Genomic DNA, 22,074 nt, shown 5'->3' with positions numbered 1-22,074 from the left:
GCGTGCCTGGGGGGATAGGACGCTGACGACCGGTGGCGCCCAATGGGGGGAAGGGCGCCGGCCGGTCAGGACTCAGACGCGGCCGAAGGCCACGCTGCTGGTCCAGATCTTCGCCTTCGCGACCGGGCGACCCGGCCTCGAGGAGTGCCACAGCATGTTTCCGCCGGCGTAGATGCCGACGTGGTACACACCGCCGCCACCGTTGCGGAAGAACACGAGGTCGCCCGGCTTGGCGGCCTTGCGGCTGATGTGCTTGGTCGCGCTGTACTGCGCGCGCGACGTACGCGGCAGCTTCTTGCCGGCCTTCTTGTACACGTAGCCGGTGTAGCCGGAGCAGTCGAAGCCGCGGGGCGTCGTGCCGCCGTAGCGGTACGGCGTGCCCTTGAGCTTGGCCGCCTCCCGGAGCACCTTGGCGCGGAACGTGGTGGTGCCGCTGCTGGCGCCGTACTTGCCGTAGAGCACCTTGTGCTTGGCGGCCCAGGTCAGCCGGCCCCAGGTCTTCTTGTCCATGTAGCCGGTGGCCTTCAGACCCCAGGAGGTCTGGAACTTCTTCAGCACGCGGACGGTGCTGGGGCCGAAGTAGCCGTCCGGACCCAAGTGCAGGGCCCTCTGGACGTACTTCACGGTCGGGCCGCTGTCGCGGAACCGGAGCAGCGGCCTGCTCGGGACGCTCCAGTACCCACGCGGCGTCGTCGTCGCGGTGGCGGAGGTGGTCGCCGCGGAAGCAGCAGGAGTGGTGGTGACGGTGAGCGCAGCTCCACCGCCCACCGCGAGGCCGACCGTCAGAACGGCGGCGGCAGCCCGGGGAGTCCCCGGACGCGTGGTGGTCCTACGGTGCTTTGCCAGAGTCCGGCCGGTAGGCCGGTTCGTACTGGACTCAGCGGTCTGGCTGACGGCGCGCACAAGCGGCGTCCGTCGGGCAGTGACGGGCATGGTTGTCTCCCGACGCCTGTGAAGTTAGCTGTCGGGTTCGGGCTGGGATTCATAGCCCGGTCCGCTCCCGCGGACTTCACCCCAGGGTCTCGGCCACTCACGGTCGAGACCCAACTTCCTGGGTCCCCCACCCCTGCCATGTAGTTCGAGGGGAGCACATGGGCCCTGGCAGGGCTCGGCGTTGACCCGTGTGCAGTTCGTGTTGTTTACCGAACCGCCGACGACTGTATAACAGAACGATCACGACGCAAACCCTCAGATCGACAAAGTCGCTCCCAAATGGCCCTGAGCGGCCCGCTGACGGGTCAATAAGTCGGGGTGAACACCTGGTGTCCTGAGCGCATCTGAGCGGGGCTGAGGCGGCCAGTGAGAGGTTCGATGTGACCTCGGTCACATTTCATTGTGGCTTTCTGTGACAACGGGCACAGAGGGTGGTCAGGGCACCCTAAAGTGCTTGCGACTTCAGCTATTTCCGAGCAGCGCGTGGAAGCGCTCCAGCCCCACGTTCCCGCCTGACAGCACCACTCCGACGCGCTCCGGCAGCCCGTGGATCCGTCCGGCCAGCAGTGCGGCCAGCGCACTCGCCCCGCTCGGCTCCAGCACGATCTTCAGCCGCTCGAACGCGAACGCCATGGCGTCCAGGATCTCCGCGTCGCTGACCAGCTCGAACGACTCCACCAGCCGCTGGTTCACCGCGAACGTGAGCTCGCCCGGCGTCGAGATCGCCTGCCCGTCCGCGATCGTCCGCGGTATGGCGATCTCCACCCGCTCACCCGCCGCCAGCGATCGGGCGTGGTCGTCACCCGCGGCCGGCTCGACGCCGATCATCCGGATCCCGGGCGACATCATCGCCGCCGCGGTCGCGCAGCCGGCCATCAGCCCGCCGCCGCCGACCGGGACGAGCAGCGCGCCGAGGTGCCCGACCTCCTCGATCAGCTCGAGCGCCACCGTCCCCTGCCCGGCCATCACGTCGTGGTGGTCGTACGGCGGAATCAACGTCCGCCCGCGCTCGGTGGCCAACTCCTGAGCCAGCGCGGTCCGGTCCTGCGTGTACCGGTCGTACGTCACCACCTCGGCGCCGTACCCACGGGTCGCAGCCAGTTTCGTCGGCGGAGCGTCCTCGGGCATCAGGATCACCGCCGAGGTCCCGGCGAGACGTGCCGCCAGCGCGACGGCCTGCGCGTGGTTGCCCGACGAGTACGCCGCGACGCCTGCTGTGAGCTGCTCCGGGGTGAGGCGGCTGATCGCGTTGTACGCCCCGCGGAACTTGAAGGCGCCGATCCGCTGGAAATTCTCCGCCTTCAGAAACACCTGCGCCCCGACGCGCTCGTCGAGCGTCCGCGACGTGAGGACCGGCGTACGGTGTGCGACTCCGGCGAGGCGATCGGCGGCGGCCCGGATGTCTGTGAAACTCAGCTCGGTCATGGAATGAAAGCTAGGGCATGTCAAGGGACGACCGCCCGCTCCGTACTGATGGATGAGAGGCGCCCACCCACGGGGGCCGCGTGCGAAGGAGACATCGTGAAGTACCTACTGGTCCTGAACATCAACCCCGACGTGCTCGCCGCGCTGACCGAGGAGGAGCAGCAGGCCATCGGCAGCGGGCACCAGAAGTTCATCGACACCATCAAGGCGTCGGGTGAGTTCCACAGCACGGTCGCGCTGCAGCAGCCGGCCGACTCCGCGGTGGTCAAGGTCCGCGACGGGCTCCCGGCCGTCACCGACGGGCCGTTCGTGGAGTCGAAGGAGTTCCTCGGCGGCTACTACCTGGTCGACGTGGCCTCCCGGGAACGCGCCTGCGAGCTGGCCGCGATGATCCCGGACGCGAGCATCGAGGGCCTCGGTGTCGAGGTTCGCGGGGTCGAGTTCGCCGACGGCCTCTGAGAACGACGAAGGAGGGTTTCTCCACGGGATCGTGGAGAAACCCTCCTTGTTTTACTGGGTTTTACTGGGTTCTACAGGGTCTTGCAGAGTTGTGCAGGGGTCTCAGTTGGTCTGGTCGTCGACCTTCGCGTCGGCCGCGTTCTTCTTGATCGACTCGATGCCGTTCTCGGCCGCGGCCTTGGTCGAGTAGCTCTCGCTGCTGGTCGCGATCACCTCGCCGTTGCCGGCCTTCAGACGAAACCGGAACTCGCCGGACTTGTCCTTGTACAGCTCGAACTTCCCCGCCATCGGTGTACCTCCATAGAGAGTGGTATCGCTCCGTCTCGGAGCGTAGTCCTCTCAGGCCCCTTACGCCGCGCTTACACGCCCTAGGCCCTGTCTGGTGATCCATCGCCTACTGCGGGGCACTCGGCACGGCACCTCGCCGCACGGGTGCAAAGGCCACGATGCTCCGCATCGAGACCTTCGCCCCCGCACGCCGATGCACCGCACCGAGCACCTCCTCGCTACGGCGCTGGATCACCAGACACGCCCTAGGCCCTGTCTGGTGATCCATCGCCTACTGCGGGGCACTCGGCACGGCACCTCGCCGCACGGGTGCAAAGGCCACAGTGCTCCGCATCGAGACCTTCGCCCCCGCACGCCGATGCACCGCACCGAGCACCTCCTCGCTACGGCGCTGGATCACCAGACACGCCCTAGGCCCTGTCTGGTGATCCATCGCCTACTGCGGGGCACTCGGCACGGCACCTCGCCGCACGGGTGCAAAGGCCACGATGCTCCGCATCGAGACCTTCGCCCCCGCACGCCGATGCACCGCACCGAGCACCTCCTCGCTACGGCGCTGGATCACCAGACAGGACCTAGCTTCTCGTGACGCCGCGGATGCCGGCGATGACGAGTTCGAGGCCGAGGTCGTAGTAACGGTCCCGGGACGACGGGCAGATCAGCGCGCTCGCTGCGGACGTGATCAGCGGGTAGCGCTCGGGCGACAGGGCGCCGAGGGAGGCGCGTTTCCGCCGCAGCGACGCCTCGCGGGCCTCCGGGTCGCTCACCTCGCGGACGATCGGGTCGGTGGTGACCAGCGCGATCAGTGAGCAGATCGACTGCCGGCCGACCTCGGCCGCGTCGTCGACGGAGAACCCACCCTCGATCAGCAGCCCCAGTGCCCGCTCCGCCAGCGCGAGTCCGGGCTCGGCGACCAGGATGCGGGACAGCGTCAGGTCCGCCAGTCGTGGGTGTGCGCGCAGCGCGGTGAGAAACGCGCCCAGCAGCGCCTCGAGCTGCACGTCCCACGGCTCCTCGGTCGGCTCCGGGAGTACGACGTCCGCGAGCAAGCGATCGCCCAGCGCCGCCAGCAGGTCGTCCTTGTCCTTGAAGTGCCGGTACAGCGCCATGGGTGTCACGGCGTGCTGCGCGGCCAGCTTCCGGAACGAGACAGCGGCCGGCCCCTCGTCGTCGGCGATGGTCAGCGCCGTGTCGACGACCTTCTCCGGATCGAGGCGGCGCGAGGTCTCTTTGGTGATCACGTTGACAAGTCTACACCGTAGACCTACTGTCTACTCCGTAAGCTTACGCCGTATACATACGGTGTAGACAAAGTCTGATGACCGAATGAGGTACGGCGATGCGACGCAGTCCTTGGGCCACCCTGGCGGTGTTGGCTCTCGCGCAGTTCATCGTGGTGCTGGACGTGACGATCGTGAACGTCGCGCTGCCCCACATCCAGGCGGACCTGAACTTCTCCGCCGACTCCCTCCAATGGGTGATCAACGCGTACACGTTGCTCTTCGGCGGCTTCCTGCTGCTCGGCGGGCGGATGGCCGACCTGCTCGGGCCGCGCCGGGTGTTCACCGGCGGCCTGCTGCTGTTCGGTCTCACGTCGCTGATCGCGGGGCTGTCCAACTCACCCGAGTTCCTGATCGGGGCGCGGGCCGTCCAGGGCCTCGGCGGCGCCCTGCTCTCGCCGGCCGCGCTGGCGATCCTGACCACGACCTTCGCGCACGGGCGGGAACGCAACATCGCGATGGGCGTCTGGGGCGGTCTGGCCGGCCTCGGCGGGACGCTCGGTGTCGTCGCGGGCGGCGTGCTCGTCGACTCGCTGAGTTGGCAGTGGGTGTTCTTCGTGAACGTGCCGATCGTGCTCGCACTGGTCGCGTTGATCCCGGTGTTCGTCCCCGACGCACGGCACGCGACGGGTCGCCGTACCTTCGACACGCTCGGGGCGGTGCTCGCCACGACCGGCTTGATGGCAGTCGTGTACGGCGTGGTGCGGTCGGAACCGTCCGGATGGGGATCGTTCGAGGTCGTCGGCGTACTGACCGCAGGCGTTCTCCTGCTGGCGGCTTTCGTCCTGGTCGAAACCCGGTCGGCCGCTCCGCTCGTCCCGATGCGGTTGTTCCGCTCGCGCGCGTTGAGCGTGTCCGGCGCGTCGCTCGCGTTGAACGGCGCCGGGTTCCTGTCGATGTTCTTCCTGACGGCCATCTACCTGCAGCAGGTGCGCGGAGACAGTGCGCTGGATGCCGGCATCCACTTCCTGCCGATGGGCGGTGCTGCGATCGTCGGCGCGGTGCTCGCGTCGCAACTGGTGCAGCGGTTCGGGACGCGGACGGTTCAGCTCGCGGGTGCGGTGCTCAGCGTGATCGGACTGCTTCTGCTGTCGCAGGCGGACGCGACCGGTAGCTACAGCTCGCAGTTGCTCCCCGGTTTGATCGTCTTCGGATTCGGCATCATCGGCGTCGGCGTACCCGGTCAGATCAACGCGGTCTCCGAGGTCCGTCCCGCTGAGGCCGGTGCGGCGTCGGGTGTCGTCAACGCGATGTATCAGGTGGGCGGGGCGCTGGGGCTGGCGATCGTCACGACGCTCTCCATCACCCACACCACCAACGAGCTCACGCACGGCGCGAGTCAGCTTCAGGCGCTCCAGTCCGGGTACGAGCGCGGCCTGCTCGCAGCTGCTGCATTCGCTGTCGCCAACGTCCTGCTGACCTTCGCCACACCGCAGCTCCAGCCCACACCGGAGCAGCTCGCCGAGGCCACCGCCGCGGCATAAGTTGCCTGCAGCAACGTCCAGCCGTTCCAGGGCTGTCACTGAGCAATTGCAGGCGTTGACCAGTCGTCTGACCGGGTGAATCCCAGGGCGATCCCCGATGTCTGTGTGGTCCGCTGCCGGGAGGGTTGAGGCCAGCGGACACACAAGAGGGAGATCGGCATGCTGGTGGCATTGGTGACGGCGGCGGTTGTTGGATTGACGTCTGGGGCGGTGGCTCCGCCGTTGCAGAAAGGGCTCGACGACGTGGTGGCCATCGGGGCCGTCGCTGAAGTGCGGGACGGCGGAGCGGTTTGGCGGGGGAGCAGTGGGGTTGCGGAACTCGGCAGTTCACGGAAGGTCCCGGTGGCGGGGCGATTCCGGATCGGGAGTATCACGAAGACCTTTGTCGCCACCGTCGTACTGCAACTCGTTGCCGAAAAGCGGATTCGGCTCGAGGACTCGGTAGAACGCTGGTTGCCGGGTGTCGTGCCGAACGGCGCGAACATCACAGTGCGCCATTTGCTCAACCACACCAGCGGTTTGTACGACTTCAAGGAAACGTTGCCGATGCCACCGAGCGCGGAGTTCTATGCGCTGCGCTATCGCACGTGGACCGCATCCGAGCAGATCGAGCGGGCCCTCGCGAATCCGCCGGTGTTCGACAACCCGGGCTCGCAGTACGACTACTCCAACACCAATTATCTGCTGATCGGCGAGATCATCGAGAAGGCGACCGGCCGGACGTACGCCGAGGAGATCGAGCGCCGCCTGATCCGCCCGCTCGGGCTGCACGGTACGTCGCTTCCCGGTACGTCGCCGTACATCAAGGGACCGCACGCGCACGGCTACATCCCGAAGGACGGCGCCCAACTCGACTTCACCGAGATGAACCCGACGCTGTTCGGAGCCAGTGGCGACATGATCTCCACGACGCGCGACCTGAACCGCTTCTTCGCGGCCCTGCTCGGCGGGCAACTGCTCCCGGCCCGGCTGCTCGAGGCAATGAAGAAGCCTGGTCTCCCAGAAGGGACGTACGGCCTCGGGCTGGCCTGGTATGACACCAGCTGCAAGGTCCGGGTGTACGGAAACGACGGCGACGCGCTGGCGTACCAGGCGTACTCGTTCTCCACGGAGGACACCAGGCGGCAGGTCACCGTCGCCGTGACTCCGCACCTGCCGGACAACCCGGACAAATCCGTGGACGCCTTCGTGGACCAGGCGGTCTGTCACTGAAACCGGTTGCCGGATGTGACATTGTCGGCTCGCCGGTTTGGTGACCGAGAGAAACGGCGACACTGGTATGGATGCCTTGATGCCATCTCCCGAAGGGGTCCGGGACCTTGGAACTCGCCATACTCGGTGCCGACGACTGGCCGATCGCCCGGGACGTCCGTCTCCGGGCCCTGAAGGATTCTCCGTCGGCGTACATCGCCGACTACGAGGACGAGGTGACCGTCGGTGAGGACGGCTGGCGCGAACGTTTCACCCGTATGCGGTGGGCCGTGGCCCGGGACGAGTCCCGGGTCATCGGCCTGGCCAGCTCCGTCCGCGTCGCCGCCCGGCCGCCGCACGAACGCCACATCGAGTCCGTCTGGGTGGACCCGAGATACCGCCGCAACGGCGTACTGCGAGCGGTCCTCGGGCACCTGGCGGCGGTCGAACCCGACGTCACCGAGTGGCGCGTCTGGGTCCTGGACACGAATACGATCGCACGCCAGGTGTACGAGCGACTGGGCTTCTACGCGACCGGAGAACGTCAGCTACTAGCAGACGGCTCCGGCCGGCGCGAGATTCGTCTCCGATTCGGTGGGTAGTCCGTAGCCACAGGAGATCCAGGTCGGCAGCTGGAGCTCGGCCAGTGCGTCCCGTTCTCTCCTGACCTGCGGGAAATGACCGAGCATCTTCTGCCACCGACGCTCGTCCTCCTGCCAGTTCACGATGAAGTCCGCGCACAGGTCGGGCGAGATGCCCTCCGCTTGCTCCTTGGCGATCTGCAGCGACTTCTTCGCGCCGCTGTAGTCGGCCTCGCTGACCCACAGCTGGACACGCGGAAGCGCCTCGATCGTCTCGGTGATCGTCTTGAGCCGGATGTCCTTGAAGTCCTGCCAGTAGCTCGTTCGGGTCGCGATCGCCAGTTGCTGCTCGAAGCTCGAGCCCGACCGGCGCTCGAAGGCCGCGTACAGTCCCTCGGCCAGCAGGTCGCCGAACTCCTCGCGGGCCGCTCGCTGCGGATCGGCGAACGGCCGGTACTCCAGCTGGCTGACCTCGCCGATCTTCATCAACGACCGCTCCGCCGCATGCCGGGCGAAGAAGAACCAGTCCTCGTTGTAGACGTCGGCGAAGAACGACAGGTCCGGATGCCGCAGGTTCACGCCGAGGGTGGCGCCGCTGACGAACACGTCCTGCTTGAAGCCCGCGAGCCGCCGCGCGTGGCAGACCACCGAGTTGTCGGGGAAGTACCGGCTGACCATCGACGCGACCGGATGCCGGTCGAGATACCCGGCAAGACGGCGTACGTCGCGTGGGCTGAAACCCCTGATGTCGTCGTCGACGAACAGAATCTTGTTCCATCCGCACATCCGGCCTAGCAGCAGACCGATGTTGCGCTTCGCGCTCAGATCACTGGATCGGTTGGCCGAGGCCGTCTGGAAGTCCGCGCCCGACGTCAGCGGAGCATCGCACGGGGGCCGGTAGTTCTCGGGCACCTCGACGACGAGCGCCTGCGCGCCCAAGGTCTTCTCCACCCGGCGTGCCACCTGCGCGACCTGCGCCTGCCGGCTGCACAGGACGACGAGCGGCACGGACAACGCGGCGGACAGGCTGATGACCTCCTGCAACGCGAAGGACGGGCGCGCGGCCGGGACCACGATCGCGTCCAGCCGGGTGTTCGCAGAGGCTGCTACCGGAGCGGAGCCGTCGCGGAGAAGCCCCGCGTGGGACTGGCCATGCCTGATCTGACGGCTCATTCGTCGTCCCCTTCGGGGGACCATTCGAAAAGGCGGTTGTCCGCGATTTCGAGGTCGGGGGTGACGGCTTCGCCGTTGACGACCGGAACTCGCATCAGCAGGCCGAAGACACCGCCTGGAAATCTGTCGGCCAGGTAGGCCTCGTTGCGGTCGCGGACAGCGTCGTCGGTGAGCATCCGCACCGCGCCGAGCACCCCGCGGCTGTAGACCCCATTGCAGATCGTGATGGTGCGGCTGTGGTTGAACGGGTTGGGCAGCCGCGCGAACAGGGCGACGTCCTCGACGAGCTCCCGGGGGACTTCGTCGCGCCACGCGTCCTGGGCCTGCTCGGCCTCGAGCTCCTCTTGCGACGGTGCCTCGTCCTCGGGGACGGGCTCCTTGCTTTCCTCCCAGATCGGCCGGTACTCCTGGCCGTCGCGGGAGCGGAAGATCTCGCCGTCGGCCAGATCCGGCACCGACATCTGCCGGATCGGCAGGTTGTCGAGAACCCGCAGCAGCCGGCTGGTGACCCGGTTCCAGGCGATACCGCCGATCAGGATCAGATGGCCGGACAGGTGATCCGCGCTCACCTCCGTCGGCAGGCGGTGCCGGACCCGGAGTTCGGGGTTGGAGGCGCGCACATGACCCCACATCTCGATCAGCGCGTCGAGGTCGGCGTACTTGTAGAGCTTGGTGTGGTTCGGGTTCTTCTCGTCCGCTAGCGGAGAGCGTCCCAGCTCCGGGACCTCCGGGCAGATGAGCGTGATCCGCCCGGATTCGAAGTCGAAGGTGTACGAGTTGCTGGAGGACGGGGAGCCGGTCTGCTGGTGGCGTACGTCCTCCCGGAGCGTGCCCAGCTCACGGTGAAGTGCGTTGAAGCGCTCCCGCTCGGCTCCGCTCAGGTCTTGCTCGCGCGGCAGCCGTTCGGGTACTTCGGACATCGCGAAGAGCAGCGCATACGAGCGCAGCCGCTCCTCCGGGGGCAGCTTCGGGTTGGACTGCGACTCCCAGGAGCTGATCGTTGCCACCGCGACGCGGGTCTCGCCGGTGCTCAGCGCACTCGACAGTTCCTTCTGAGTCAGTCGCCCGGATTCCCGTAGGTCCCGAAGTCGCCTGGCGAGTCGTACGGCCTCTGAAGAAGGGGCCACTCTCACTCCCGTAAATGGTCGACCAACTTGCGGGTGCGGCGGATCGGCCGATCCTACACCCAGCTCTACCCGACTTCACCGAGCCCTGCTGTACCGCGCACCGCCGGGGGTTGCCCAGCCGTCCTGCTGTCCTCGGAATGGGGGCTCTCTATGCGGCTCGGATCGCCATTGCTCCTGACAAACTGGCGATTGACCGCAGTTACACCGTGGATCTACCGTAATACTGAAGTCGACCTGAAGCCAACTGAAACCACGCGACGCGCGGAGACAGGAGAAATTCCGAGGATCCGGACGGGGTGTTCGTACCTCGTAGTACCAGGCGCTATCTGGTGCCTGCGTTGCTCTCACGCACCTCAGACCGCGCAGTGGTCCGCAAGCGGTCCGACGTACGCGCCGCGATCGTCCTGTGGTTCCTGATGGCTGCCGGCCTGGCCACGGTGATCTGGATGTACACGCAGGCCCGATAGCGCTACTGCTAGCTGTCCTCGTAAGCCGCCGCCTATTGCTCGGCCCTCTCCGCCCCTGACGGCCGCAACGATTTGCTGGGCCTGCCGCGTCCTGTGGGTATGAGGCCCATCAGCTGTCTAGTTGTGCTCAGCGCCCTGACTCTGTCGGCATGTGGGAACTCTGCTGCAACCAGCGCGGCGCCCACCTCTCAGCCGGCTCATGCCGCGGTTCCGGGGCAGATCCCGTCAGGTCCTGGGACTCCGGCGTTTCTCGACCGGGCGCACGCTGTCGCAGCAGTCGTCCGAGCCGCAGGGATCCCGAAGCCTCCGGAAGGAATCTTCCTGTACTCGTCCCGAACTCCCGGTCTGGGCTTCGACACGACCGAGCAGAAGGTTGCCTGGATGGCCGGGCACGTGACCATCGCGCCGGGCGTGAAACTCGGATCTGGCGGCACGACCCGCATCGATTTCGGCGACGGACCGAGTGTCTCTACGAACGTACTCGATCCTCGGCGTGCGCTGACCGAAGCGATCGGAGACACCTACGACAACTGCGGACACATGGCGGTGCCGGTATCGCAGTGCAAACTCACGATCACCGGCGGCTCCTTGAAGACAGTTGACGTGGACACGAGCGCGGGCCGCGCGACGGCGCCGGCGTGGTCTTTCACCGCAAAGGGTCTGTCGAGACCTATCGTCGCCTTGGCAATCTCCGTAGAGGTGCTCAAGCCTTTGGTCGACCCCGCCCCGCTGCCGGGCCTCGCCGAGCTGGACCGCAACCTTCTCCCCGTCGGCAGACTCACGAAGGTCGACGGCAACTCGCTGACCTTCAACCTCCACCACGGGAAGTGCGACCCGAACCTGACAGCCCATGTCGTCGAGTTCGACGACATGGTGATCATCGGCGGAAGCCACAGCCCACTGAAGGGCGGCTGCGTGGATGTGGGCGTGAGCACCCCAGCCACCGTGACCCTCACCGCCCCGCTCGGAGACCGAGCGATAATCAGCTCCTCCACAGGAGCCAGACTCTCCCTCAAGTAGCCCAGCGCCTCGTACGTCGGTCGTATTGTCGGCGCATGGTGTTTATGTCGCCCGTGGAGCGGACTGTGCCGAATCGTCTGGCTGACGAGCGCGACGCGCTGACGCAGCAGCTCGACTTCCACCGCGCCACCCTGCTCCGCAAGCTGGAAGGGCTCGAAGCCGAGCCACTACGCCGGCCGATGACACCATCTGGACTCAGTCTGCTGGGGTTGGTGAAACACCTGGCCGAAACGGAGCACGGCTGGTTCGTCAAGATCTATGCAGGGTTGGCCGAGTCAGACCTCTTCCCGACCGACGGTGACCCGGATGCGGACTTCCGCGTCGGTCCCGATGAGACGGCCGACGTCGTGGTCGGACAGTACCTACGGACCTGCGAACGGGCCCGGGCCGTCGTCGCCGCCGGCGAACTCGACGACGTGGTCACGACGCCGTCGGGCGCCGAGGCCAACCTGCGGGCGATCCTGGTCCACATGATCCAGGAAACCGCCCGCCACAACGGCCACGCCGACATCATCCGAGAATCCCTCGACGGAACAACGGGCCACTGAGGCATCCGCCGTACGGCGATATCGGTCTACTCCCAGACTCGTGCCACCGTATGGATTTGGTCCTGCAAGTCGAGTCCGTCTACCTGGATACGGTGGTCAGCGGCCGGTGGGTTCGCGACGTCAGCCTCGTGGAGCATCCGGAATTCATCGTCAGTCAGCCAGACTTTGCGGGACGCCGCACGCCGCAGCGCCTCCGGAAAGCTGACTGTCAGATGCACAATCAGGCACCCCGGCAGCTCTTGTCTGTACAAGGCGCAGGTCTCCGGCGTGAGTACGTCGGCGACGACGACCTCGATGCCCACGGCCACGAAATTGCGAGCCAGACTGCAGGCGTTCATCACGCCGAGCCTTTGCTGATCCCGCCCTTCCGCACCCTCCCAAGGCGCACCACCACCCGCGACAACCAACTGCCGCACATCATCCACATCAACAAACGCACACCGCGGTCGCCCTTCCGCAAGAGCCCGCCCCGTCACACTCTTCCCCACCGCAGGCCCCCCAGTAAGCACTAGCGGCAGCCGAGCCATACCTCAGCCAATCACTCCGGATGCGTGAGGTCCAGCCGGATAGGCGCAACTCAAACAACCCGCGCGTACCGAGCAGCGGGTCACGACTGGCACAAAAAAACCCGTCCCACGAGGGGACGGGTGGTTGATGCCGGCAACTTTAGCTCGCCAGGTTATCGTCGGCAAGTTTGCCGGGGCCAGTCCGCGGCCTACCAGCCCGCGGGGCAAGTGTAGGCGCCTTGCCGGGTTGCGCCATCCGCCGGATGCTCGCGCGTTGCGGTCAGTGCGCTGGGCCGACCTTGGTGATCTTGCATTCGATGCCGGCTGGTCCGATGGGAGCCTGCGCCGGAGTGGTTCCTCCGAAGGTGGTTGTATCGCGGACCTCGAAGGTCTGTCCGCCGATCCTCTGCTGAGAGGCTGCGTCGAGGACGTCGACGGTCACCGTGTAGCTCGGCGCATCGCCGGTGATCGTGCCGTTGATCGTTACTGTGCCCTGCGATCCGACTGTGTTGACCTGGCAATCGACGTTGGTCTTGTAGCTCGTCGTGTCGAGGACCGGCGTACCGTCTCCTGGCGCACCTGTCATGTAGCGCACGGCGAAGACGCACAGGCACGCCAGCACACCCAAGCCGATGACGATCTGAACCCTCCGCCACGGGCTCCGAGGCGACCGGTATCCATCGTTCGCCGCGGTCCACTCGTACGTCGGCATTCCCTGTCCCCCCAGAACCGTGATCGATCATGCTGCAAGCGCCGGTCAGCCTACACACATCGCTCCGGCGATGGGTCGGCTCATTCGCCCTTGTAGCACAGACAGAACGGGTGGCCGGCGGGGTCGGCGTACACGGGACAGCTGCCGCCCTGCGGTGGTAGCAGGGTCCCTCCGAGCGCGAGGGCGAGGCGTTCCTTCTCGGCCCGGTCGTCGAAGCCGATGTCGAAGTGCATCTGTGGCGGGAAGTCGGGGTCGGGCCAGCGCGGTGGATGGTAGTCGGGGACGCGCTGCAAGGCGATCATCGGCAACCGGTCGTCGTCGCGGGCGATCACGACCCGGTCGGGTGAGTTTTCGACCGTACGGCGCATGTCCAGCACGCCGCCCCAGAACCGGGCCAGCGGTATTGGATCGGCACAGTCGATCACCACGCGGACGAGCGTGCCGAATCGATCCGTGGATTCGGTGAGACCGGGATAGAGGCAGAACGGATGGCCCACAGGGTCGGCGTACACCCGCCAGCCCGGGAACTCCTCCAGCTTCGTCGCCCCGTGCTCCAGCGCCGCGCGCTCGGCGGCCTCCAGATCGGCGACGAGCACGTCGAGATGGATCTGCGTCGGATGTGCCGGATCGCGCCAGCGGGGAGGGCGCATCCGGCCCTCGCCTGTCCCGATCCGTCCATGGGTGAGCATCGTGTAGAACGCCCGCAGTTCGTCCTCCCGCTCCTCGGGGCAGCCCACGACGACCCAGAATCGTCCGTCATGCTCGTCGGAGCCGACCGACGTACCGACGACCTTGGCGTCCTCGTCGAGCACCACGCTCACGAACGCCTGTCCACGCTCGCCGACCAGGACGACGCGGACCATGCGGTCGTTGACCTGCCGCGCACTGCTCACAGTCCGGCCCGACCCCGCGAGCTCCTCCACATCTGGCCGCCACGCCTCGGCGATCCACGGACCCGGATCCCACCCGACAAGACCGCTGACCGCGTTGGCCGCCGGTACGTCCCCCTGTTCCAACGCATCGACCCAGCAACAGGCAACTTCGACGAGATCCCGAGGCATCTCCGCAGTCTCACACCAGCCGATCCACCCCATCAACTAAAGACATTGCCTCCGGCCGGGCACCACGATTCCGGGATTGAATGGTGAGGATGCCAGTGAGTGCTTACTCAGGGCTGCAGTAATGGGCGCCGTCTCCGGTCGGAGACGGCGCCCGGTCTGAGATTGGTCAGCTGGTGATTGCGGGCTTGGGAGCGAGCTTCAGGCCGCCCTTGGTGATGTGGCCGGTGCCGGGCTTGGTGGAGTCGAACACCTGGGTGTCGTAGGCCATGTGTCCGACCATGTTGGCGAACGTCTTGGACATCCAGGTCAGCACCTCGGGGTCGTTGTTGCTGAGGTTGTCGCACCAGCGGAACGGGTTGTCCACGCAGCCTCCGTCGGTGCTGGGAATGTTGCCCTCGAAGTTGCCCTCGTAGCCGCCGAACAGGGCGACGTCCGACGCGAGCTTGCAGCAGTCCTGACCGGTGAGGACACCGCTCGCCGGGATCCCGGCCTGCTGGAACATGAAGGCGTCCGTGCCGTCGGAGGAGAACAGGATGTGGTTCTGCCCGATCGAGTTGAGGTACTGGATCCCGTAGTCGCGCCCGATTGCCGAGGGAGCCCAGATGCTCGACGGCATCGGCGTACCAGGGTCGCGACCGAACAATGTGACGCCGTCCTTCGGGTCGAGGACGCCCGCCACGTAGTTCGGTGTCGCCGTCACGTCGGCGTCCAGGTCGAACTTGATCTTCGCGAGTTGGTCGGCCGGGAGGGTGCTGACGTAGTACTCCGAGCCGAGCAGACCGACCTCTTCGCCACCGAACCAGATGAAGCGCAGCTTGTTGCGAGTGGTGGTGCTCTTCAACTGCTGGGCGATGTCAAGGATCGTGGCCGAGCCGGACGCGTTGTCGAGCATCCCGGCTCCGTAGATGGCGTCCAGATGCGCGTCGATGACGAGGATGTTGTTCGGGTCACCGCCTCTGGAGTCGGCGATGACATTCCAGTCCGAGCGGTTCGGGTCGTCGATGGCCTGGACGTCGACGGTCAGGACCGGTCCCGAGCCCGGGACGTACTGCGTCAGGAGTTGGGTGCCAACGGCGTACGTCGTGAAGAGCACGGGAATGTGCTCGTCACCGGACAGGCCTCCCGTGAACAGGCCGGTACGTCCTGGGTTGCCCTCGTTGAAGATGACGGCCGCCGAAGCACCGGCGGCTTCAGCGTTCGCGACCTTCTGGGCGAAGGTGCACGTGCCCCGCTGGATCAGGGCGATGTTGCCGGGCACGAACCCGGCGAAGTCGACGGTTGCGCAGCCGCTGGCCGAGCTGGGTGTGGGCGTCGCGGGCACGACAATGCCGGCCACGGGTTGGACCTTCGCGGTCGTCGAGCCGACGACCGGCCCGGGGTTGAACTCCGTGCCGAGCCCGAACGACTGGAGTGTCGGCGAGTCCTCCCGCATGACCGGGGTCCCGACGAAGCTGAAGTAGTGGAACTTGTACTCCTGCAACGTCACGTTGTAGCCCGCTGCTCTCATCACGCCGGCCACATAATCGGCGGAGGCCTTGTAGCCGGGCTCCCCCGAATTGCGGGAGGGGTGGCCGTCCGCGCCCGGATTGGCGTCCGCGATCTGCTGGAACTTGACCATGTGGGCCCAGAGATCGTCCTTGTTGACGCAGTCGACGAGTTTCTGCGGGGTGTTGTTGACCCGGTTCGCGCAGGCCGCCGGGGTGGCATCGGCGCTCGGACTTGTGGCGGTAGCGCTCGAAGCTACTGGTGACATGGCCACGGTAGCGAAGGTCACCGCGGCCACAGAGCCCATCGCGAGCGTCCATCCTCGACGTCGTCCGTGTCGTGAGCCCATCGTGATTCCCCCTTGCTGACAGCGAATCCCGCCGGCGTCGTTGTCGACGAGCCTTGCGATGGTTTGCCGTTGAACCCCCGATGCGGCGCTATTGCCGTTGATACGCCCAATGCCGCCAAATGGACAGTGGTGAACCACAACTACCCAGTGGTGCGTCGCGACCACTACCGGTGATCCCGCGTACGCCGGGGAAATCGCGCAAGGCGCGGATGCTGAGTACGCCGACCTACGCCGCGATCGGAACCGCGGCCAAGGCCACGCAGACACCAAGTCAGTGGCCAGCAACACCCGACGCCGAGGCCAACGATCCACCCGAGTCCCCGCCGGAAGCCCAATCACCAGAACCGGCCCCCAACCAGCTGCCGTCGCAACGCCACCATCGTCGTTCCGGCATGAAGGGCTCATCCTTCACCATCAGATCCTCGGCGCGACACGTAGGCGGCATCGCTTCGGTTCACCTAGGTGGCTGTGAGGTTTGTCGCGGGTTCCCGTTGGGCGCCAGTTGGCAGATCGCCGTACTACCTGACGTGGGCCGTGCACAAGCGTCGGCCACAGATCCGGAAGGACAATCGTCATGTATAGCAGCACAAAACGCCGCCTGGCCCGCGGCATCGGCGTCGCTCTCGTCGCGACTGCCACGTCCGCCACGCTCGCCATCAGCGCGGCGTCGGCGAACAGCCAGGCGACACTGCCGGCAGGCGTCACCGTTCCCGGCGACCCGACCGCGGCCCCCGCCGTCCTGATCGCGAGCCTGGAGGGCCGCAACGAGGTGACGGCCGGCGATCCGGACGGGCAGGCACTGGAACTCATCGGCATTCAGGGCAACACGCTCAGCTTCTCGGTGTCATGGCGCGGCATCGCGACCCCGACCGAGGCAGCCATCCATACCGCCGGTCGAGGAGTGAACGGCCCCGTCGTCGTGCCTCTGTTCACCACGAGCCGTCCGTCGGGTAGCTTCGCCTCCGGCAGCGTCACGGTCACCGACCCGACCGTGCTTGCCGCGTTGAGCTCCGACCCGAGCGGCTTCTACACCGACCTACGCACCAACGAGTTCCCGAACGGCGCCGTACGTGCCCAGCTACACCGGCTGAGTCACGCGGTCAGCACGACCGGAGTGGCTGCAGTGCAGGAGTCGGTCGTCCTGGGTAGCCAGATCTACGCCTGCACAGTGCAATCCGACGGCTCGTTCGCGTTCACCCAGAACAACGTCGAGGCGCGCCTCACCGGCGGCATCCACCACACCTTCGTTCAGCCGGCCGCCGGCCCGCCGCAATGGCAAGCAGCCGACGGCAGTGCTGTCACCGGCAAGGTCGTCACCAAGAACGCCAACGGAACAGGCAACATCGCCGAACTGGACCTCGACGCCACCCAGATCGGCAAGTCCTCCGGACTACTGTCGAACGCCGTCGAGGTGCTTCGCCTCAACACAGTCGGCGGCGTCGCCCCGACCGGCACCTGCGACCCGCAAACCACTCCACTCGTCAACATCCCGTACCAGGCCGACTACGTGTTCATCAACGGCTAGCCACTGCGATCTGACGGAGTCGCCACGTCCCCACATCTGACGCTTGTTCGATCGAAATGATGGCCTCGACCCCTCTCGGAGGGTCGAGGCCATCGTCTTCCAATACTGCTGGCGATCAGTGTCGCCGTTTCCGGGTAGGAATCTGCGCGGTCGGAGAGGGCCAGCGTGTCACTCGCCCCGCAGCGCAAACGGCCGAGGCGGGTTCAGCTCGGCTGCGTCGGGCGCGGCTGGGTCGGGTCGACAGGATACGGCTGCGGCTGGGCCGGGTACTGCTGGGCCGGGTACTGCTGGGTGGGGCCGTCCGCGTACGGCTGGTGCGGCTCCATGGAACCACCCTGGTACGGCTGCGGCTGCGCAGGAGCGCCCGCTTGCGGCTGCATGGGGACTCCCGGGTACGGCTGCGGCTGCAGCTCTGTCTGGTCGTTCTTCAACAGGGCACGGACGAAGTTGACGACCAGCAGTACAGGCAGGATGAACGCCTGGAAAAACATCATGTAGCTGCCGCCGTCGAAGATGAAGCCGAGGTAGATCCCGTAGCCGAGGAAGCCGAGGCCGGCCACCGCGCTGAGAGCACGCGAACCAGCCGACCGGTCGCCCGTCTTGGACGCGGCCAGCGCGACCATCACGACGCCGCTGAGACACAGCAGTACGACGTACCAGGAGAAGAGCGGCTCAAGGCCGAAGTCAAGGTTCACGGAATCCTCGTTCGTAGAAGCTGCAGGCGGAGCAGAACCCGGCGCACGCTACAGGACGCTTGAGGTCTGAACCAGTGATCCAGGGCAGAAGGTCCACCGCGATCGTCGTGCCGGACGTTCCTACGCCAGGCGTGTGCCTGGCGTGGGTTACGTGCTGGTGACCACGTCAAGGCAGCCGCGATCGCTGCTCCGAGTGTGTCCCGAGGACATTCCCACCAAGGGACACCGGATTCGCTTCCTGATCGACCATGCACGTGCGCTGCACGGGCTGAGAGGAGGTAACGACGAAGTCACACATCGCGCGCTTGAGCGCGCAACCGCGAGCGGTGCCTCGCAACCTTGCCGGCGATGAGCCGGAGGGTGGGCGGAGCGTGCGTGGGAAAGAAAAAATCCCTCTCCGGTTAAGCGGAGAGGGTGGTGGTGGTCAGGGGCGGTCTCGAACCGCCGACCTTCCGCTTTTCAGGCGGACGCTCTACCAGCTGAGCTACCTGACCGGGGAGAAAGTTCGGCGGCGGTGTTGTGGACACCGCCGCCTTCTCCTGGCGACCCAGACGGGACTCGAACCCGCGACCTCCGCCGTGACAGGGCGGCACGCTAACCAACTGCGCCACTGGGCCAAATGACTCGATGATCTTACAGCATCTTCGAGGTACTTCTTGCACCGGTCTTTCGACCGTATCCCCAACGGGATTCGAACCCGCGTTACCGCCTTGAAAGGGCAGCGTCCTAGGCCACTAGACGATGGGGACTCGGACCCGCGGGAGCCGAAGCTCCAGGGACAGCCGTAAGCATAGAGGAGACCGCGCCAGCTTCCAAAACGAGATACTGGCGGGGTGATCGAGATGAGTCGGGGCGACTTCGAGGGGCTCGTGGCGCAGGCGCTGGACGAGGTGCCGGAGGAGCTGGCGGGGCTGATCGACAACGTGGCGGTGTTCGTCGAGGACGAGCCGCCGGCGAGCGATCCGGACCTGCTCGGGATCTACGAGGGCATCCCGCTGACCGAGCGCGGGCACGACTACGGCGGCGTACTGCCGGACCGGATCACGATCTACCGCAACCCGACGCTCGCGATCTGCGAGAACGTCGACGACGTCGTCGATGAGGTGAATATCACGGTGGTGCACGAGATCGCGCACCACTTCGGCATCGACGACGCCCGGCTGCACGAACTCGGCTACGGCTGACCCTAGGCCGATCGCGGCTGCGTGAGGTAGCCTCTGGCGGCCGGTTTCGGGGACCGGATCGCCCAACCTTTTGAACGATCTAGTGAGGCTCTCGCCGTGAGCGATCAGCAACCGCCTGCCTGGAACCCCGACCACCGCCCGACCGGACCGTACGGCGCACCGCCACCGCCCGGTACGCCGTCTCAGCCGTACGGCGCCCCGCCGCAGCACACCGCTCTGCTACCGCAGTACGGCCAGCAACCGCACCAGGGCCCAGCACCGCAGTACGACCAGCCACCCCAGTACGGCAACCAGCCACCCCAGTACGGCAACCAGCCACTCCAGTACGGCAACCAGGCGCCCGTGTACGGCGGTCAGCCGCCCCAGGGACCGCACCTAGGCAGCCTCCAGCCGCCCGGCAAGCGCCCGAAGGGCCCCTGGCTACTGATCGCCGCCGCCGCGGTAGTGATCGCCCTGATCGGCGGTGCTGTCGTCCTCCTGACCAGCCCTGGCGGCGACGCGGCCGACGCCGGCGCCCCCATCCCGACGGCCACGTTCACCGACGGGGTCTCGTCCCCGACCGTCAGCCCGTCCACCGAGCCGCCGTCAGTCACGCCGTCCACCCCGGCCCCGTCGTACACCACCAACCCCACGCCCCCCGAACGCCGCCGGACGCTGAAGGACATCGACCAGGGCATCGCGGTGTACGACGATGTGTACATCAAGCCTGCCAGTGGATGGCGGAAGCTCTACACGTCGAAGTACACAGTCACACTCGGGCCTGCGAGCAAGGGATCGCTGCTCACGATGGTGGTCAACCCAGTGGGCTATCCGGCCGCCAAAGCCGTCCCGATCATCGTGCGGGACCTGGTCGCCCTGGACAAGTTGGCGGGGGTGGTGAAGGGTCCGGTCAAGTCTCTCGGCCCGGCCAATTCGAACATCCAGAGCCAGGCTCAGATGTCGTACACGGGACGGATCCGGCAGAACGGCGCGTCGGTTTCGGTGACCGCTCGGTGCACGACGATGACCGGCGTCGAGTCGATCCACAACGTCACGGTGTCGGTGTGTGTCCAGGCTCGCCCGGACGTCGCGGACAGGGCGTTCCGAGACGCGATCGGGATGCTCGCCTCTGTCGCCCGTTCGATCTGATGTCGCAGCAGAACCCGGCGAGCGGTCGTACGGTCGCCCTCCTGACGGCCGGTCTCGCCGTTCTGACGGTCGGCGTCTTCATGGTCGGCGGCCGGCTGGTACAAGAGCCGGAACCGGTCCAAGCGGCAGCACACGAATCAATACCCGAACCAACCGGGCAGCCGACGCCGCAGCCAGTGCCGACGGTGACGCCGTCCCGCAATCCGCGCCTGGAGCCCGACGTCGACCGCGGCACGCCACTCGGCCACGACGTGTTCATCGAGGTCGTGCGGGGCTGGACGACCGAGCATGTGTTCACCAACACTGTCGAGTTGTCGTCCTGGGACCGAGGTGCGTACGCGGCGTTCGTCCTGTCGGCGCGGCCGGTGTCGTCGCTGCCGCTGCTGGTGCCGGACGCGGAGGGGTTCGCTGGGGATCAGTCGATCTACGGCGTTCGGACCGCACGGGCCCGCGCGGTGCCGGCGCCGAATCGCAACATCGTCGAGGCGGCCTCGATCGGCTTCACCGGCCGTCGTCGTGAGTACGACGTGACGTACTCGGTGACGGGCGAGTGTGTCCGGCTGCGTGGTGCGCCCCAGACCAACGACATCAGTATCAGCATCTGCTGGGTGGCGTACGCACAGGACCTGGGGACGGTGCGTCCCCAGGTCCAGCGGATGATTGCGTCGGCGGCCCGGTCGATCTAGGAGCGGCCGAACAACAGCTTCCAGGGCATCAGGGCCGATTCGAGTTGGACCTTCAGCGACATCTTGGAGACGCCTTCGGTGCGTTCCTCGAAGTGGATCGGGACCTCGGCGATCTTCAGGCCGCGCTTGACCGTGCGGTAGTTCATCTCAACCTGGAACGAGTACCCGTTGCTCTCGATCGACGACACGTCGATCCAGCGCAGGGTGTCGGCCTTCCAGGCCTTGAACCCGGCCGTGGCGTCCTTCACGTGCAGCCGCAGGATCGCGTTCACGTAGAAGTTCGCGAACGCGGACAGCGCCCGCCGGTGCCAGCCCCACTCGGCCGCGGCCGAGCCGCCCGGGACGTACCGGGAGCCGATCACCACGCCGGCGTCCGTGGTCCGCAGCGTCTCGACCATGGTCGGGATGACCGAGGCGGGGTGCGACAGGTCGGCGTCCATCTGGATGACGATGTCGGCGCCTTCGTCGAGCGCGCGGGTGATCCCGGCGACGTACGCGCGGCCGAGTCCGTCCTTCACGGTCCGGTGCAGTACGCCGACCTTGTCCGGCGACTCCTTCGCCAGTTCGTCGGCGACGTCGCCCGTACCGTCGGGGGAGTTGTCGTCGACGACGAGAAGCTCCAGGCCGGGCAGGTTCAGGTCGGACAGCAGCCCGGCCAGCACGGGCAGGTTCTCCCGCTCGTTGTAGGTCGGTACGACGACCACGATCTTGGCTAGCTCACCCATGACTTTCCTTCGTCGGAGACACCGAAAGCTATCGCATCTCCG

General features: G+C 66.6%; 23 protein-coding genes, 3 tRNA genes and 1 riboswitch. Of the genes, 11 read left to right on the top strand and 15 right to left on the bottom strand.

The window, feature by feature from the left end:
- Positions 1-72: 72 nt before the first annotated feature.
- Both EV651_RS24795 and EV651_RS24790 read right to left on the bottom strand, forming a co-directional pair.
- A complete protein-coding gene (locus EV651_RS24795; RefSeq protein WP_133787631.1) occupies positions 73-933 on the bottom strand; it encodes a C40 family peptidase in 861 nt (286 codons plus the stop codon).
- Positions 933-1,124: riboswitch (cyclic di-AMP (ydaO/yuaA leader) on the bottom strand. It overlaps the preceding gene by 1 nt.
- Before the next feature lie 271 nt (positions 1,125-1,395).
- Positions 1,396-2,358 carry a threo-3-hydroxy-L-aspartate ammonia-lyase gene (locus EV651_RS24790; protein ID WP_133787630.1) on the bottom strand — a complete coding sequence of 321 codons (963 nt, stop codon included), beginning with the start codon at positions 2,356-2,358 and terminating at the stop codon, positions 1,396-1,398.
- Between the two features lie 96 nt (positions 2,359-2,454).
- Between EV651_RS24790 and EV651_RS24785 the strand changes: the two genes are divergently transcribed.
- On the top strand, positions 2,455-2,817 hold the full coding sequence (locus EV651_RS24785) for a YciI family protein (RefSeq protein WP_133787629.1): 363 nt from the start codon (positions 2,455-2,457) through the stop codon (positions 2,815-2,817).
- Positions 2,818-2,919: 102 nt separating this feature from the next.
- Here the strand turns inward: EV651_RS24785 and EV651_RS24780 are convergent, their stop codons facing one another.
- Both EV651_RS24780 and EV651_RS24775 read right to left on the bottom strand, forming a co-directional pair.
- Positions 2,920-3,105 carry a YegP family protein gene (locus tag EV651_RS24780; RefSeq protein ID WP_133787628.1) on the bottom strand — a complete coding sequence of 62 codons (186 nt, stop codon included), beginning with the start codon at positions 3,103-3,105 and terminating at the stop codon, positions 2,920-2,922.
- A gap of 575 nt (positions 3,106-3,680) precedes the next feature.
- Positions 3,681-4,346, bottom strand: a complete 666-nt coding sequence (locus EV651_RS24775) for a TetR/AcrR family transcriptional regulator (protein WP_133787627.1) — start codon at positions 4,344-4,346, stop codon at positions 3,681-3,683.
- Positions 4,347-4,444: 98 nt separating this feature from the next.
- Here EV651_RS24775 and EV651_RS24770 point away from each other — a divergent pair, with 98 nt between their 5' ends.
- The 3 genes from EV651_RS24770 to EV651_RS24760 all read left to right on the top strand — a co-directional run bounded on the left by EV651_RS24770 (position 4,445) and on the right by EV651_RS24760 (position 7,662).
- Entirely contained in the window at positions 4,445-5,869 is a 1,425-nt protein-coding gene (locus tag EV651_RS24770; protein WP_133787626.1) for an MFS transporter, read from the top strand.
- A 159-nt stretch (positions 5,870-6,028) separates the two neighbouring features.
- Entirely contained in the window at positions 6,029-7,081 is a 1,053-nt protein-coding gene (locus tag EV651_RS24765; protein WP_133787625.1) for a serine hydrolase, read from the top strand.
- A gap of 107 nt (positions 7,082-7,188) precedes the next feature.
- Positions 7,189-7,662, top strand: a complete 474-nt coding sequence (locus EV651_RS24760) for a GNAT family N-acetyltransferase (RefSeq protein ID WP_133787624.1) — start codon at positions 7,189-7,191, stop codon at positions 7,660-7,662.
- Here EV651_RS24760 and EV651_RS24755 read toward each other — a convergent pair.
- Positions 7,612-8,814: a hypothetical protein gene (locus EV651_RS24755; RefSeq protein ID WP_133787623.1), complete on the bottom strand. Its 1,203-nt coding sequence runs from the start codon at positions 8,812-8,814 to the stop codon at positions 7,612-7,614. The two genes, EV651_RS24760 and EV651_RS24755, sit on opposite strands and share 51 nt — an antisense overlap.
- Positions 8,811-9,941 carry an XRE family transcriptional regulator gene (locus EV651_RS24750; protein ID WP_133787622.1) on the bottom strand — a complete coding sequence of 377 codons (1,131 nt, stop codon included), beginning with the start codon at positions 9,939-9,941 and terminating at the stop codon, positions 8,811-8,813. Before EV651_RS24750 ends, EV651_RS24755 begins: the two co-directional genes overlap by 4 nt.
- Positions 9,942-10,237: 296 nt before the next feature.
- On the opposite strand from EV651_RS24750, the gene EV651_RS41515 reads away from it, so the two are divergent.
- The 3 genes from EV651_RS41515 to EV651_RS24740 all read left to right on the top strand — a co-directional run bounded on the left by EV651_RS41515 (position 10,238) and on the right by EV651_RS24740 (position 11,976).
- Positions 10,238-10,408 carry a hypothetical protein gene (locus tag EV651_RS41515; protein WP_166658760.1) on the top strand — a complete coding sequence of 57 codons (171 nt, stop codon included), beginning with the start codon at positions 10,238-10,240 and terminating at the stop codon, positions 10,406-10,408.
- 381 nt (positions 10,409-10,789) lie between these two features.
- Positions 10,790-11,428, top strand: coding sequence for a hypothetical protein (locus EV651_RS24745; RefSeq protein ID WP_133787621.1), 639 nt, complete (start codon positions 10,790-10,792; stop codon positions 11,426-11,428).
- 65 nt (positions 11,429-11,493) lie between these two features.
- A complete protein-coding gene (locus EV651_RS24740) occupies positions 11,494-11,976 on the top strand; it encodes a DinB family protein (protein ID WP_166658759.1) in 483 nt (160 codons plus the stop codon).
- A gap of 26 nt (positions 11,977-12,002) precedes the next feature.
- On the opposite strand, the gene EV651_RS24735 is transcribed toward EV651_RS24740, so the two are convergent.
- The 4 genes from EV651_RS24735 to EV651_RS24720 form a co-directional block, all read right to left on the bottom strand.
- A complete protein-coding gene (locus EV651_RS24735; RefSeq protein WP_133787619.1) occupies positions 12,003-12,401 on the bottom strand; it encodes a hypothetical protein in 399 nt (132 codons plus the stop codon).
- Between the two features lie 361 nt (positions 12,402-12,762).
- Positions 12,763-13,194 (bottom strand): hypothetical protein, encoded by a 432-nt coding sequence (locus EV651_RS24730; RefSeq protein ID WP_133787618.1) that lies wholly within the window; start codon positions 13,192-13,194, stop codon positions 12,763-12,765.
- Positions 13,195-13,274: 80 nt separating this feature from the next.
- A complete protein-coding gene (locus EV651_RS24725) occupies positions 13,275-14,255 on the bottom strand; it encodes a VOC family protein (RefSeq protein ID WP_133787617.1) in 981 nt (326 codons plus the stop codon).
- A gap of 166 nt (positions 14,256-14,421) precedes the next feature.
- On the bottom strand, positions 14,422-16,008 hold the full coding sequence (locus tag EV651_RS24720; protein ID WP_166658758.1) for a M28 family peptidase: 1,587 nt from the start codon (positions 16,006-16,008) through the stop codon (positions 14,422-14,424).
- A gap of 655 nt (positions 16,009-16,663) precedes the next feature.
- On the opposite strand from EV651_RS24720, the gene EV651_RS24715 reads away from it, so the two are divergent.
- Entirely contained in the window at positions 16,664-17,614 is a 951-nt protein-coding gene (locus EV651_RS24715) for a DUF3455 domain-containing protein (protein WP_133787615.1), read from the top strand.
- Positions 17,615-17,817: 203 nt separating this feature from the next.
- Here EV651_RS24715 and EV651_RS24710 read toward each other — a convergent pair whose 3' ends face one another.
- The 4 genes from EV651_RS24710 to EV651_RS24695 form a co-directional block, all read right to left on the bottom strand.
- Entirely contained in the window at positions 17,818-18,309 is a 492-nt protein-coding gene (locus EV651_RS24710; protein ID WP_133787614.1) for a hypothetical protein, read from the bottom strand.
- 418 nt (positions 18,310-18,727) lie between these two features.
- Positions 18,728-18,803, bottom strand: a tRNA-Phe gene (locus tag EV651_RS24705).
- A 46-nt stretch (positions 18,804-18,849) separates the two neighbouring features.
- Positions 18,850-18,926: transfer RNA gene (locus EV651_RS24700), tRNA-Asp, on the bottom strand.
- 59 nt (positions 18,927-18,985) lie between these two features.
- Positions 18,986-19,058, bottom strand: a tRNA-Glu gene (locus tag EV651_RS24695).
- Positions 19,059-19,142: 84 nt separating this feature from the next.
- Between EV651_RS24695 and EV651_RS24690 the strand changes: the two genes are divergently transcribed.
- The 3 genes from EV651_RS24690 to EV651_RS24680 all read left to right on the top strand — a co-directional run bounded on the left by EV651_RS24690 (position 19,143) and on the right by EV651_RS24680 (position 21,307).
- The gene (locus tag EV651_RS24690; protein ID WP_202870493.1) at positions 19,143-19,493 is read left to right on the top strand and encodes a metallopeptidase family protein; all 351 of its coding nucleotides are present in this window, start codon (positions 19,143-19,145) and stop codon (positions 19,491-19,493) included.
- 96 nt (positions 19,494-19,589) lie between these two features.
- On the top strand, positions 19,590-20,621 hold the full coding sequence (locus EV651_RS24685) for a hypothetical protein (RefSeq protein ID WP_166658757.1): 1,032 nt from the start codon (positions 19,590-19,592) through the stop codon (positions 20,619-20,621).
- A complete protein-coding gene (locus tag EV651_RS24680) occupies positions 20,621-21,307 on the top strand; it encodes a hypothetical protein (protein WP_133787612.1) in 687 nt (228 codons plus the stop codon). Before EV651_RS24685 ends, EV651_RS24680 begins: the two co-directional genes overlap by 1 nt.
- Here the strand turns inward: EV651_RS24680 and EV651_RS24675 are convergent.
- Positions 21,304-22,032, bottom strand: a complete 729-nt coding sequence (locus EV651_RS24675; protein WP_133787611.1) for a polyprenol monophosphomannose synthase — start codon at positions 22,030-22,032, stop codon at positions 21,304-21,306. The two genes, EV651_RS24680 and EV651_RS24675, sit on opposite strands and share 4 nt — an antisense overlap.
- Between the last annotated feature and the right edge of the window lie 42 nt (positions 22,033-22,074).

This window comes from Kribbella sp. VKM Ac-2571 (assembly GCF_004362255.1).
In the GTDB taxonomy this organism is placed as follows: domain Bacteria; phylum Actinomycetota; class Actinomycetes; order Propionibacteriales; family Kribbellaceae; genus Kribbella; species Kribbella pratensis.
This window is presented reverse-complemented; position numbering and strand designations above follow the sequence as displayed.